The organism is Shinella sp. 1A1 (assembly GCF_055379515.1).
Map to the genome: position 1 here is coordinate 2,655,059 of NZ_AP039671.1, position 11,378 is coordinate 2,666,436.

Genomic DNA, 11,378 nt, shown 5'->3' on the forward strand with positions numbered 1-11,378 from the left:
ATCCGAAACCCGGATTCCGTCTCCCGCGTCCTTCCATCATTCCGGCTCTAGGACTGGGTCTCCAAACGAAAACTTGGAGCCTCACGATGAATATTGCCGCTCAAAAGCTCACCCCCACCGTCACGACGGGCGCCCTTCCCGCCTCGCGGAAAATCCACATTCCCGGCGAACTGCACCCGGACATCCGCGTGCCGATGCGCGAGATCGCCCTGCACCCGACCTCCGGCGAACCGCCGGTCGTCATCTACGACGCCTCCGGCCCCTATACCGATCCCGCCCATGTCGTTTCCATCGAGGGCGGCCTGCCGCGCCTCCGCGAAGGCTGGGTCGTCGCCCGCGGCGATACGCAGGCCTATGACGGCCGCCACGTCCGCCCCGAGGACAACGGCTTTGCCACCGGCGAGCGCCTGACGCCGGAATTCCCGGTGCTGAGCCGCCCGCGCCGCGCGACGGACGGCAAGGCGGTGACGCAGCTCGCCTATGCCCGCGCCGGCATCGTCACGCCCGAGATGGAGTTCATCGCCATCCGCGAGAATCTCGGCCGCAAGGCGGTAAAGGAGGCGCTTGCCCGCGACGGCGAAAGCTTCGGCGCGCATATCCCCGATTTCGTGACGCCGGAATTCGTCCGGCAGGAAGTGGCGAGCGGCCGGGCCGTCATCCCCGCCAACATCAACCACCCGGAAGCCGAACCGATGATCATCGGCCGGAACTTCCTCGTGAAGATCAACGCCAATATCGGCAATTCCGCCGTCACCTCTTCCATGGCGGAAGAGGTCGAGAAGATGGTCTGGGCGATCCGCTGGGGCGCCGATACGGTCATGGACCTTTCGACCGGCCGAAACATCCACAATATCCGTGAATGGATCATCCGCAATTCGCCGGTCCCCATCGGCACCGTGCCGCTCTACCAGGCGCTGGAGAAGGTGAACGGCATCGCCGAGGACCTGACCTGGGAGGTCTACCGCGACACGCTGATCGAGCAGGCCGAGCAGGGCGTCGACTATTTCACCATCCATGCCGGCGTGCGGCTGCACTACATCCCGCTCACGGTGAACCGCGTCACCGGCATCGTCTCGCGCGGCGGCTCGATCATGGCCAAGTGGTGTCTGCATCACCACAGGGAGAGCTTCCTCTACGAACATTTCGAGGAAATCTGCGACATCGCCCGCGCCTATGACGTCACCTTCTCGCTCGGCGACGGCCTGCGCCCCGGCTCGATCGCCGACGCCAACGACGCCGCGCAGTTCGCCGAACTGGAAACGCTCGGCGAATTGACGCAGATCGCCTGGAAAAAGGACTGCCAGGTCATGATCGAGGGCCCCGGCCATGTGCCGATGCACAAGATCAAGGAGAACATGGACAAGCAGCTTGCAACCTGCGGCGAGGCCCCGTTCTACACGCTCGGCCCACTGACGACGGACATCGCCCCCGGCTACGACCACATCACCTCGGGCATCGGCGCGGCGATGATCGGCTGGTTCGGCACGGCCATGCTCTGCTACGTCACGCCCAAGGAGCATCTCGGCTTGCCCGACCGCGACGACGTGAAGGTCGGCGTCATCACCTACAAGATCGCCGCCCATGCCGCCGACCTCGCCAAGGGCCATCCAGCCGCGAAGATCCGCGACGACGCGTTGTCGCGCGCCCGCTTCGAGTTCCGCTGGGAGGACCAGTTCAACCTCTCGCTCGACCCGGAGACGGCCCGCGCCTTCCATGACGAGACGCTGCCCAAGGAGGCGCACAAGGTCGCGCATTTCTGCTCCATGTGCGGTCCGAAATTCTGCTCCATGCGCATCTCGCACGATATCCGCGCCGAGGCGCAGAAGGAGGGACTGGAGGCCATGGCCGCGAAATTCCGCGAGGGCGGCGACCTCTACATGCCGCTTTCGGGAGAATGACCATGCGCATCCTCGTCAAGGGCGCCGGCGTCGCCGGCCTTGCCACCGCCTGGCAGCTCTACCGCCACGGCTTCGACGTCACCATTTCGGAAAGCCGGGAAAGGGCGGGCCTCGGCGCCTCCGGCTTTGCCGGCGGCATGCTCGCGCCCTGGTGCGAGCGGGAAAGCGCCGAGGAAGAGGTGCTGGCGCTCGGCCGCCTTGCCGCCGACTGGTGGGAAGCCGCGCTGCCCGGCCATGTGCATCGCAAGGGCACGCTGGTCGTTGCCGCCGGCCGCGATGCCGGCGAGCTCGAACGCTTCGCCGGGCGGACGAGCGGCTGGGAATGGCTGGACGAGGCGGCCATCGCCGCGCTGGAGCCGGACCTTGCCGGCCGCTTCCGCCGGGCGCTGTTCTTCCGCGAGGAAGCCCATCTCGATCCGCGGCAGGCGATGGCGGCGCTGACCGCAAGCCTCGAGGAGGCGCGCATGCGCTTCCTCTTCGGCGCGGGCGGCAAGGCCGGTGGCCATGACCGGGTGATCGACTGCACCGGCGCGGCGCGGATCGGCCGCCTGCCGGGCCTGCGGGGCGTGCGCGGCGAAATGCTCGGCCTCGAAACCGCCGAGATTCGCCTGTCCCGCCCCGTCCGCCTGCTCCACCCCCGCCATCCGATCTATATTGTGCCGCGGGAGGCGGGCCGCTTCATGGTCGGGGCGACGATGATCGAGAGCGATGACGCCGGCCCCGTCACCGCCCGCTCGCTGATGGAGCTCCTCAACGCCGCCTATGCCTTGCACCCGGCCTTCGGCGAGGCGCGGCTCGTGGAGACCGGCGCGGGCATCCGCCCGGCCTATCCCGACAACCTCCCGCGCGTGAGCGAGGATGGCGAGACCATCCATGTGAACGGCCTCTACCGCCACGGCTTCCTGCTGGCGCCCGCCATGGCCGGGGAGGTCGCCCGCATCCTCCTTCGCCAGAGGCAATTCGAAAGGAAGGCATCATGACCCTCATCATCAACGGCGAGGAACAGGAGATCGCCGCCGCGACGCTCGCCGATCTCCTTTCCGCCCTCGACTACGAAGGCGACTGGCTGGCGACGGCGGTGAACGGCGAGCTGGTGCACCGCGGGGACCGCGCCGCCTTCCCGCTCGGCGAACGCGACCGCGTCGAGATCCTTTCCCCCATGCAGGGAGGCTGACATGCTGAAACTCTACGATGCCGAGGTCGGCTCCCGGCTGCTGCTCGGCACCGCGCGCTATCCCTCGCCCGCCATTCTCGCGGAGGCCGTGCGGCGCTCGAAGGCGGAGATCGTCACGGTTTCCCTGCGCCGGGAAAATGCCGGCGGCAAGACGGGCGGCGCCTTCTTCGAACTGATCGGGGAGCTTGGCGTGCGCGTGCTGCCGAACACCGCCGGCTGCCACAGCGTCAAGGAAGCCGTGCTGACGGCGAAGATGGCGCGCGAGGTCTTCCGTACCGACTGGATCAAGCTGGAGGTGATCGGCCATCACGACACGCTCCAGCCCGATGTCTTCGGCCTCGTCGAGGCGGCACGCATCCTGACCGGCGAAGGCTTCCAGGTCTTCCCCTATACGACCGACGACCTCGTCGTCGCCGAAAGGCTGCTGGAGGCCGGCTGCCGGGTGCTGATGCCCTGGTGCGCGCCCATCGGCTCGGCCATGGGACCGGTCAACCCGATGGCGCTGCGCGCCTTCCGCGCGCATTTCCCGGATATTCCGCTGATCGTCGATGCCGGCATCGGCCGGCCCTCGCATGCCGCCGCCGTCATGGAGCACGGCTACGATGCCGTGCTGCTCAACACCGCCGTCGCCGGCGCGGGCGATCCCGCCGCCATGGCGGAAGCCTTCGCGCTCGCCATGGCGGCCGGCCGCCTCGCCCATGCGGCGGTACCCCTCGAACCGCGCGACATGGCCGTTCCCTCCACCCCCGTCATCGGAAAGGCCGTCTTTTCATGAAGCTCGATCCCTTCTACCTCATCGTCGACAGCGCCGACTGGATCGAGCGGCTCGTGCCACTCGGCGTCAGGCTCGTGCAGCTACGCATGAAGGACCTGCCGGAGGATCGCCTGCGCGCGGAAATCCGCCGCGCGAAAACGGCCTGCGCTGCTGCGGGCTGCCAGCTCATCGTCAACGATTACTGGCAAATCGCCATCGAGGAGGGCTGCGACTTCGTGCATCTCGGGCAGGAGGACCTCGCCGGGGCCGACATCGCCGCCATCCGCGCGAGCGGCATGAAGCTCGGCCTTTCCACTCATGACGCGGCGGAGCTTGAAACGGCGCTCGCCGCACGGCCCGATTACATTGCGCTCGGCCCCGTCTGGCCGACGATCCTGAAGAAGATGAAATGGGCGCCGCAGGGCGTCGAGCGCCTCGCCGACTGGAAGGCCCGCATCGCGCCGCTTCCCCTCGTCGCCATCGGCGGCCTCAACCCGGATCGCCTCTCCGCCGTCTTCGAGAACGGCGCCGACAGCGCCGCCGTCGTCACCGACATCACGCTGAATGCCGACCCGGAGGCCCGCACCCGAGAATGGATCGAGCGCACCGCCCGCTGGCGATGATCGCCGGCTGCGGTTACGGACCTTTCCTTTCGGCGCCGCGATGCTAGTTTGCAGGTAGCAACCACAGGAGCATTGCATGAAGATCAGCGCGCGCAACCGCCTCAAGGGCAAGATCGTCGAAGTCACTCTCGGCGCGACCACCGCCCATGTCCGCATCGATGTCGGCGGCGGTTCGATCATCACCGCCTCGATCACCAACGAAGCCGTCAACGAGCTGGGCCTTGCCGCCGGGCAGGAAGCCTATGCGGTCGTCAAGGCCTCCGACGTGATGGTCGCCGTCGACGACTAATCGCCGGCCTTCCTGCACATCTGCGCCTGGCCGGTCTCGAAATCGCCCGGCTGGGGCGGTGCGATCGGCTTGAAAAGCGTGCGGTCCGGCTTCAGGTCGATCAGCGGCGTGCCGTCGAGGCAATCGAGGCCGCGCACGAAGAGGCGGTTGCCCTCGATCTTCTCCAGCACGACGATCGAGGTTCCGATCGGGTTCGGCCGCACGGGCGAGCGCAGCGAGAAGGTGCCGTGCACCTCGCCGTTCGACGCCGGGCTCTGCAGCACGAGGTCGCGGCGCGACTGGTGTAGCCAGTAAAGCACTTCCAGCCGCTCGAACCGCTCGACGCCCGTCAAGGCCTGCACCCAGGGCTCGAAGATCTCGATGGTGCAGACCGGCCCGTCATGACGCCCCTGCCGCGGCGTTTCCATGCGCGCGGTCCAGGGCGTCGAAATCCGGCCGATGAAGACGAGCTGCGCATCCGCCGTTTCCGGCGGCGTGATCGCGACCTCGTTCCTGCGGATTTCATTCAGCCGGACCATGCTCATCTCCATCGTTATATTTTCCGAAATACGACGTTAACGTCCCCCAAAAACTTTTTAAAGATATAAATCTCGATATATCTTGATTTCAGATATATCGAGATTTATATCGGGACCATGAGACACAGAATGGGATGCGGCCCTCACCGCCACTTTTCACCGCCCGACGATCGCTCGGGTCCCTTCCATCGCGGTCGCCATCATGGCCCCGGCCGGGGCGGCCGCCACGGCGGACGCCTCTTCGACTACGGCGAGCTGCGCCTCTTGCTGCTCGCCATCATCGCCGATGCGCCGAGCCATGGCTATGAGCTGATTAAGACCATCGAGGAACGCTTCGGCGGCAGCTACAGCCCGAGCCCCGGCGTCATCTATCCGACGCTCTCCTGGCTGGATGACATGGGCTATGCCGTGATCGAACCGGCCGAAGGCGGCCGCAAGCGTTACAGCATCACGCCGGAAGGCAAGGCTTTCCTCGCGGCCAACCGCGCGGCCATCGACGAGCTCATGGCGCGCGCCGGCAGTGGCGGACCGCGTGGCCGCGAGGGCGTGCCCGCCCCGGTCGTGCGCGCCATGGAGAACCTGAAACTCGCCATGCGGCTTCGCCTCCGCCGGGGAGACGTGAGCGAGGAGGCGGCAGCCGCCATCGCCGCCGCGCTCGACCTTGCCGCCCAGACCGTGGAGAAAAGCTGATGACCGCCGCAACGAGCAAGACCGCCATCGCCACCGAACAGGCTAGCCGCTACCTGCAGCAGCTCTGCAAGCATTTCGCCCACAAGCTGCCCGTGAAGTTCGACGAGCATGACGGGCAGATCACCTTCTCCATCGGCGAATGCCGGCTGAAGGCGGACGGCGCGGCGCTGCATATCGACCTTGCCGCGCCCAAGGCGGAGGACATGGAGCAGTTGAAGGACGTGGTGATCCGCCACCTCGTCCGCTTCGCCTTCCGCGAGGAACTGCAGGTGGCCTGGCAGGACGCCTGACCGGCCCAGGACAGATCGACATTCAGTTCGGGCTGAGCCGAAAATGGTGCTTTTCCGGAATCCGGAGCGCAGCGTACTTTCGGTACGTGAGCACCGGAAGCCCGGAAAAGTGCCGTTTGCAGGCCGGCATGGGCTGAATGGCGATCGGTCCTATCCCTCGCCGCCCAGCTTCAGGGCGGCGAGTTCCTCCAGCATGTCGAGGAGGGTATCGATCCTCTCCGCGCCGAAGCGCGCGTCGATCTCCGCATAGACGCGCAGGGCGTCCGGCATCACTTCGTCGATCATCGCCTGCCCCGCCGGCGCCAGCGTCAGAAGGACGCGGCGCTTGTCCTCCTTGTCCTTGTGGCGAAAGATCAGCTTGCGCTGCTGGAGCGAGCGCAGCATGCGCGTGAGGCTCGGCGCGAGGATGAAGGCCTTTTCCGCCACTTCGGACGCATCCACCATGCCCTCGTCGGCAAGCACGCGCAGGACGCGCCATTGCTGCTCGGTCACGTCATGATCGACGAGGATGGGCCGGAAATGGCGCATCACCGCCTCGCGCGCTTTCAGGAGGCCGATCGGCAGCGAGCGCCGGCGCGCACCCTGCGGCGCGTCTTTCGCCGTCTCGGGAGTGCTCTTCTCTGGCGGGTCGCTGTTCGTCATCGTTCCCCTATCCGCGATTTTTCCGGCCCGTGCAAGGAAAGGCGGGAAGAACGGATGATCGCAGCGACGCCCCATGCTAGCCTCGCGCCGAACACCAGCCAGCGAAAGTGCAGCCATGCCCGCCGAAAACACCAGGACCGACCGCAGCTATGTCTTCGCGCCGGCCCCCGTTCCCGCTTTGCCCATCGAGGGGAGCGCCGCGCTCTTCCCGGTCCACCGCATCTATTGCGTCGGCCGCAATTTTGCCGACCACGCCATCGAGATGGGCCACGACCCGGACAGGGAGCCACCCTTCTTCTTCCAGAAGAATCCCGACACGCTCGTCGCACCGGAACGCGGCTTTCCCTATCCGCCCGCCAGCAGCGACGTGCATCACGAGGTCGAGCTGGTCGTCGCGCTGAAGGAGGGCGGCAGCGACATTCCGGTCGAGCGGGCGCTCGGCTGCGTCTACGGCTACGCCATCGGCATCGACATGACCCGCCGCGACCTGCAGGCTGAGGCGAAGAAGCTGGGGCGGCCCTGGGAGGTTGCCAAGGCCTTCGAGCATGCCGCGCCCTGCGGGCCGATCCATCCCGCCGCTACCGTCGGCCATCCGGCGGCCGGCACGATCCGGCTGGCGGTCAACGGCATGATCCGGCAGGAGGGAAACCTCGACCAGATGATCTGGAAAGTGCCGGAGATGATTTCCTGCCTTTCCCGCCTCTTCACGCTCGCGCCGGGCGACCTGATCTTCGCCGGCACGCCCGCCGGCGTCGGCGCGGTCAGGAGGGGCGACACGATGCACGCGCAGATCCACGGGCTCGGCGGCATCGCCGTCACCGTCACCTGAGACATTTGCTCGTACTGCGACAGGACGCCACGCACGATCCCGCGCCCTTGTTTGATTAAAGTCAAAGAAGGAGCGGCCCGGCGGGTCTACTTCCTCCTCATGAACGTGAGACGTTCGTCATCAAGGAGAACTCCAGTGCGTATCATGGCAAAGAGCATCGTCGGCGCGGCAGCGGTCATTCTGGCGCTCGCGCTTCCGGCAGCGGCGGCAGATTTCGAGGTGCACATGCTCAACAAGGGCGCCGAGGGCGCCATGGTGTTCGAGCCGGCCTTCGTGAAGGTCGCGCCCGGCGACACCGTAACCTTCATCCCCACCGACAAGGGGCATAATGTCGAGACGATCAAGGACATGATCCCGGAAGGCGCGGAAGCCTTCAAGAGCAAGATGAACGAGCATTACAAGGTCACGTTCGACAAGGCCGGCGCCTATGGCGTCAAGTGCACGCCGCATGTCGGCATGGGTATGGTGGGCCTCGTCGTCGTCGGCGACGCACCGGCCAATATCGATGCGATCAAGGCCGGCAAGCTGCCGAAGAAGGCACGCGAGCGCCTGGACGCCGCCATCGCGGCAGCGGGCCTGTAAAGCAAGTTCCAGCAAAAGTGCGCAGCGGTTTTGCGTCCGGAATTGCGTAGAGCTTCCCTTTCAGGGGCGGGGGCAGGAACCCGGGACGGAGTGATCCGTCCCGGGTTTTCCTTTGCCTGTGTTCTGTAAGTCGCCAAGTTCCATCTTATGCATGATCCTGATTTGCACATTTAATTTTCTAATGAGCCTGCCGCCTGCTAGTTTGCCCCCACACACCAACGGGATGCGCATGCTGAAACTCGCTTTTCTCTCGGCCTGGCTCTTCCTCGCGGCCCTCTGCTCTCCCCTTCTTGCCGCTGGCGACACCATGAATATCCAACTGCACAAGGCGGCCGCGGCCGACGACGTCGCCGCCATAGGGACGCTGCTTTCGAAGGGCGCGGAGATCGACGCGCGCGATGCGAGCGGCGCGACGGCGCTGCTGGTCGCCACCCATGGCAACAAGGTGAACGCCGCCCGGGCCCTGATCGAGGCCGGCGCCGACGTCAATGCCAAGGACCAGATCAGCGACAGCCCCTATCTCTATGCCGGCGCGCGTGGCCATCTCGACATCCTCAAGCTGACGCTCAGCCATGGCGCGGACCTCAAGAGCATCAACCGCTACGGCGGCACCGCTCTCATCCCCGCCAGCGAGCGCGGCCATGTCGAGACCGTCGACACGCTGATCAAGGCCGGCGTCGACGTCGACCATGTGAACCGCCTCGGCTGGACGGCGCTTCTCGAAGCGATCATTCTCGGCGACGGGGGACCGCGCCATGTAAGGATCGTCGACCTGCTGATCAGGGCCGGCGCGAAGGTCGACCTTGCCGACAATGACGGCGTGACGCCCCTCCAGCATGCCCGCGGCCGCGGCCAGGGCGAAATCGTCGCCCTCCTGGAGAAGGCAGGGGCGAAGTAACGCCGCACGGACTATCGGAAACACTCAAGACAAAGGGCCTGAGACGATGCAAAGAAGCTACTATTCCTCCCTCGGCGGCCATCCGCCGCAGACCGACCTCCTGACCGGCCGCGCCGTGTTCACCGAGGCCTATGCGGTCATTCCGAAAGGAGTGATGCAGGACATCGTCACCTCCTACCTGCCGTTCTGGAACGACACGCGCTGCTGGGTCATCGCCCGCCCGCTTTCCGGCTTCGCCGAGACCTTCTCGCAGTACGTCATGGAAGTCGCCCCGGGCGGCGGCAGCGACAGGCCCGAGCAGGACCCGGAAGCCGAAGGCGTGCTCTTCGTCGTCGACGGCGAAGTGGAACTGACCCTGCCGACCGGCAAGCACACGCTCCAGCCGGGCGGCTACGCCTTCCTGCCGCCGGGCCTCAAGTGGTCGCTTCACAACCGCTCGCGCGCCCATGCCCGTTTCCACTGGGTCCGCAAGGCCTACGAGGCCGTCGACGGCCTGCCCCATCCCGAGCCGCTGATCCTCAACGAAAAGGACATCACCCCGGCCGCGATGCCCGACACCAATGGCGGCTGGGCGACGACGCGCTTCGTCGATCCCTCCGACCTTCGCCACGACATGCATGTGACCATCGTCACCCTGCAGCCGGGCGCCGTCATTCCCTTCGCCGAGACCCATGTCATGGAGCATGGTCTCTATGTGCTGCAGGGCAAGGCCGTCTACCGCCTCAACCAGGACTGGGTGGAAGTGGAAGCCGGCGACTTCATGTGGCTGCGTGCCTTCTGCCCGCAGGCCTGCTATGCCGGCGGCCCGGAGCCGTTCCGCTACCTGCTCTACAAGGACGTCAACCGCCACATGGCGCTGAAGCCCTTCGGCGCGCGCCGGTAAGCGGCATCCCGCTCAGGCCTTTTTTAGAAACCCGCGCCCGGCCGGCGCGGGTTTTTTCATGCGGCAAGGGCCATGGCCTCGGGATAGCGGCGCGGGTTGAAGCGCATGTAGAGCAGCGCCGTCACCAGCACGCAGCCGAAATGCAGCATCCAGCCGGCGGCAAAACCGCCCGTCCAGTCATGCAGCACCGCCATCGCATAGGGGCCGATCGCGGCAAGCAGGAAGCCGCCGCCCTGCATCAGCGCGGCGAGCGCTCCGGCCTGCTCGGGCCGCGGCAGGTGATCGAGCGCCGTGACGATGGCGAGCGCGAAGCTGCCGCCGAGGCCCGCGCCGCAGAGCCCCGCCCAGGCGGCGGGCGCAAGGCCAGGGGCCGTCGCAAGGCCGAAGAAGCCGATGCCCTGGAAGAGGATGGTGAGCCACAGCCAGCCGCGGCGGTCGATATTGCGGCGCGCGAGGATGGGAAGGCCGAGTGCGGCCGTCGCCTGACAGACCGCCATGACGGCGACGAGGCCGCTGCTGTCGGCGCTCGTCCAGCCCTGCGCCTGATAATAGGGCGCAAGCCAGGCGATCATTGAGGTATAGCCGGTATTGACCAGCCCGAAGGCGGCCATCAGCACCCAGGTGCGCGGTCGGCGCAGAAGCTGGCGCGTCAGCGCGCCGTCCGGTTTGCTGGCCTCCACGTCGGAAAGGATGCGCCATGCGGCGGCCAGCGCCACGGCCACCGGCAGCGCCAGCCAGGCGAGCGCCGCCCGCCAGCTGTAGCCGGCATGGACGAGCATCGGCATCAGCCGCGCCCCGAAGGCCCCGCCGGCCATGATCATCGCGGAATAGAGGCCCGTCACCACCGGCACGCTGTTCGGGAAACGCGCCTTGATGATGCCGGGAAAGGCCGCCTGGATGAAGGCGACGCCGATGCCGCAAAGCGCGGCCGTCGCGATCAGCGCCAGCCCGCCGGAGGCGACGACCCGCAGCGCCGAGCCGGCAAGCAGGATGACGAGCGCGAGGAGAAGACCGCGCCGGGCGCCGATCCGCATCTGAATGCCCGGCGCGACGAAGGCGCCGAGGCCCATCAGGAACATCGGCAGCAGCGTGAGCATCGCGATGCCGCTATAGCCGAGGCCGGTATCGGCAACGATCTCCGCAAGGATCGGCGCCGGGGCGGCAAGGAAGGGCCGGAGGTTGAGGCCGACCAGAACGACCAGTGCAAGCATGGCCCAATCGCGGCCGGGGCGCGTATCCGTCATCATTCGACTTTCATGCTGAAACGGGGTTTGGCGGGCATGGATGCCCGTCGATTGTCCGCTATCG

Annotated in this window: 15 protein-coding genes; 12 read left to right on the forward strand and 3 right to left on the reverse strand. The window is 66.7% G+C overall.

Annotation, left to right across the window (positions count from 1 at the left end; translation table 11 throughout):
* Positions 1 to 86 precede the first annotated feature (86 nt).
* The 6 genes from thiC to ACZ48C_RS13040 all read left to right on the forward strand — a co-directional run bounded on the left by thiC (position 87) and on the right by ACZ48C_RS13040 (position 4,738).
* Entirely contained in the window at positions 87 to 1,898 is a 1,812-nt protein-coding gene (gene thiC / locus ACZ48C_RS13015) for a phosphomethylpyrimidine synthase ThiC (protein ID WP_464781341.1), read from the forward strand.
* 2 nt (positions 1,899 to 1,900) lie between these two features.
* Positions 1,901 to 2,878 carry a glycine oxidase ThiO gene (gene thiO / locus ACZ48C_RS13020; protein ID WP_464781342.1) on the forward strand — a complete coding sequence of 326 codons (978 nt, stop codon included), beginning with the start codon at positions 1,901 to 1,903 and terminating at the stop codon, positions 2,876 to 2,878.
* Positions 2,875 to 3,072 (forward strand): sulfur carrier protein ThiS, encoded by a 198-nt coding sequence (gene thiS / locus ACZ48C_RS13025; RefSeq protein WP_464781343.1) that lies wholly within the window; start codon positions 2,875 to 2,877, stop codon positions 3,070 to 3,072. The genes thiO and thiS overlap by 4 nt, the downstream gene beginning before the upstream one ends.
* Before the next feature lies 1 nt (position 3,073).
* Entirely contained in the window at positions 3,074 to 3,847 is a 774-nt protein-coding gene (locus ACZ48C_RS13030; RefSeq protein ID WP_464781344.1) for a thiazole synthase, read from the forward strand.
* On the forward strand, positions 3,844 to 4,449 hold the full coding sequence (locus ACZ48C_RS13035; protein ID WP_464781345.1) for a thiamine phosphate synthase: 606 nt from the start codon (positions 3,844 to 3,846) through the stop codon (positions 4,447 to 4,449). The genes ACZ48C_RS13030 and ACZ48C_RS13035 overlap by 4 nt, the downstream gene beginning before the upstream one ends.
* Positions 4,450 to 4,525: 76 nt before the next feature.
* Positions 4,526 to 4,738 carry a TOBE domain-containing protein gene (locus ACZ48C_RS13040; protein WP_119256533.1) on the forward strand — a complete coding sequence of 71 codons (213 nt, stop codon included), beginning with the start codon at positions 4,526 to 4,528 and terminating at the stop codon, positions 4,736 to 4,738.
* Here ACZ48C_RS13040 and tsaA read toward each other — a convergent pair.
* Positions 4,735 to 5,256, reverse strand: a complete 522-nt coding sequence (gene tsaA, locus ACZ48C_RS13045; RefSeq protein WP_119256780.1) for a tRNA (N6-threonylcarbamoyladenosine(37)-N6)-methyltransferase TrmO — start codon at positions 5,254 to 5,256, stop codon at positions 4,735 to 4,737. The two genes, ACZ48C_RS13040 and tsaA, sit on opposite strands and share 4 nt — an antisense overlap.
* Positions 5,257 to 5,385: 129 nt before the next feature.
* On the opposite strand from tsaA, the gene ACZ48C_RS13050 reads away from it, so the two are divergent.
* Together ACZ48C_RS13050 and ACZ48C_RS13055 are read left to right on the forward strand one after the other, a co-directional pair.
* Positions 5,386 to 5,946, forward strand: coding sequence for a PadR family transcriptional regulator (locus ACZ48C_RS13050; protein WP_119256532.1), 561 nt, complete (start codon positions 5,386 to 5,388; stop codon positions 5,944 to 5,946).
* Positions 5,946 to 6,236: a DUF2218 domain-containing protein gene (locus tag ACZ48C_RS13055; RefSeq protein ID WP_454631720.1), complete on the forward strand. Its 291-nt coding sequence runs from the start codon at positions 5,946 to 5,948 to the stop codon at positions 6,234 to 6,236. The genes ACZ48C_RS13050 and ACZ48C_RS13055 overlap by 1 nt, the downstream gene beginning before the upstream one ends.
* 150 nt (positions 6,237 to 6,386) lie before the next feature.
* Here the strand turns inward: ACZ48C_RS13055 and hpaR are convergent, their stop codons facing one another.
* Positions 6,387 to 6,878 (reverse strand): homoprotocatechuate degradation operon regulator HpaR, encoded by a 492-nt coding sequence (hpaR, locus tag ACZ48C_RS13060; protein ID WP_464781346.1) that lies wholly within the window; start codon positions 6,876 to 6,878, stop codon positions 6,387 to 6,389.
* Between the two features lie 115 nt (positions 6,879 to 6,993).
* Between hpaR and ACZ48C_RS13065 the strand changes: the two genes are divergently transcribed.
* The 4 genes from ACZ48C_RS13065 to ACZ48C_RS13080 all read left to right on the forward strand — a co-directional run bounded on the left by ACZ48C_RS13065 (position 6,994) and on the right by ACZ48C_RS13080 (position 10,070).
* Positions 6,994 to 7,707, forward strand: coding sequence for a fumarylacetoacetate hydrolase family protein (locus ACZ48C_RS13065; protein WP_464781347.1), 714 nt, complete (start codon positions 6,994 to 6,996; stop codon positions 7,705 to 7,707).
* Between the two features lie 144 nt (positions 7,708 to 7,851).
* Positions 7,852 to 8,289: a pseudoazurin gene (locus ACZ48C_RS13070; RefSeq protein ID WP_464782811.1), complete on the forward strand. Its 438-nt coding sequence runs from the start codon at positions 7,852 to 7,854 to the stop codon at positions 8,287 to 8,289.
* Between the two features lie 229 nt (positions 8,290 to 8,518).
* The gene (locus tag ACZ48C_RS13075) at positions 8,519 to 9,187 is read left to right on the forward strand and encodes an ankyrin repeat domain-containing protein (protein ID WP_464781348.1); all 669 of its coding nucleotides are present in this window, start codon (positions 8,519 to 8,521) and stop codon (positions 9,185 to 9,187) included.
* 46 nt (positions 9,188 to 9,233) lie between these two features.
* Positions 9,234 to 10,070: a bifunctional allantoicase/(S)-ureidoglycine aminohydrolase gene (locus ACZ48C_RS13080; protein WP_313193277.1), complete on the forward strand. Its 837-nt coding sequence runs from the start codon at positions 9,234 to 9,236 to the stop codon at positions 10,068 to 10,070.
* A gap of 56 nt (positions 10,071 to 10,126) precedes the next feature.
* Here ACZ48C_RS13080 and ACZ48C_RS13085 read toward each other — a convergent pair whose 3' ends face one another.
* Complete coding sequence (locus ACZ48C_RS13085) at positions 10,127 to 11,317, reverse strand: cyanate transporter (protein WP_318909972.1); 1,191 nt, start codon at positions 11,315 to 11,317, stop codon at positions 10,127 to 10,129.
* Positions 11,318 to 11,378 lie beyond the last annotated feature (61 nt).

Bases quoted from the DNA above. Each gene is read 5' to 3' on its own strand.
- thiS (WP_464781343.1), top strand. From the start codon at position 2,875: ATGACCCTCATCATCAACGGCGAGGAACAGGAGATCGCCGCCGCGACG.
- ACZ48C_RS13035 (WP_464781345.1), top strand. From the start codon at position 3,844: ATGAAGCTCGATCCCTTCTACCTCATCGTCGACAGCGCCGACTGGATC.
- ACZ48C_RS13080 (WP_313193277.1), top strand. From the start codon at position 9,234: ATGCAAAGAAGCTACTATTCCTCCCTCGGCGGCCATCCGCCGCAGACC.
- thiO (WP_464781342.1), top strand. From the start codon at position 1,901: ATGCGCATCCTCGTCAAGGGCGCCGGCGTCGCCGGCCTTGCCACCGCC.
- ACZ48C_RS13070 (WP_464782811.1), top strand. From the start codon at position 7,852: ATGGCAAAGAGCATCGTCGGCGCGGCAGCGGTCATTCTGGCGCTCGCG.
- tsaA (WP_119256780.1), bottom strand. From the start codon at position 5,256: ATGGTCCGGCTGAATGAAATCCGCAGGAACGAGGTCGCGATCACGCCG.
- ACZ48C_RS13030 (WP_464781344.1), top strand. From the start codon at position 3,074: ATGCTGAAACTCTACGATGCCGAGGTCGGCTCCCGGCTGCTGCTCGGC.
- ACZ48C_RS13065 (WP_464781347.1), top strand. From the start codon at position 6,994: ATGCCCGCCGAAAACACCAGGACCGACCGCAGCTATGTCTTCGCGCCG.
- hpaR (WP_464781346.1), bottom strand. From the start codon at position 6,878: ATGACGAACAGCGACCCGCCAGAGAAGAGCACTCCCGAGACGGCGAAA.
- ACZ48C_RS13085 (WP_318909972.1), bottom strand. From the start codon at position 11,317: ATGATGACGGATACGCGCCCCGGCCGCGATTGGGCCATGCTTGCACTG.
- thiC (WP_464781341.1), top strand. From the start codon at position 87: ATGAATATTGCCGCTCAAAAGCTCACCCCCACCGTCACGACGGGCGCC.
- ACZ48C_RS13050 (WP_119256532.1), top strand. From the start codon at position 5,386: ATGGGATGCGGCCCTCACCGCCACTTTTCACCGCCCGACGATCGCTCG.
- ACZ48C_RS13075 (WP_464781348.1), top strand. From the start codon at position 8,519: ATGCTGAAACTCGCTTTTCTCTCGGCCTGGCTCTTCCTCGCGGCCCTC.
- ACZ48C_RS13055 (WP_454631720.1), top strand. From the start codon at position 5,946: ATGACCGCCGCAACGAGCAAGACCGCCATCGCCACCGAACAGGCTAGC.
- ACZ48C_RS13040 (WP_119256533.1), top strand. From the start codon at position 4,526: ATGAAGATCAGCGCGCGCAACCGCCTCAAGGGCAAGATCGTCGAAGTC.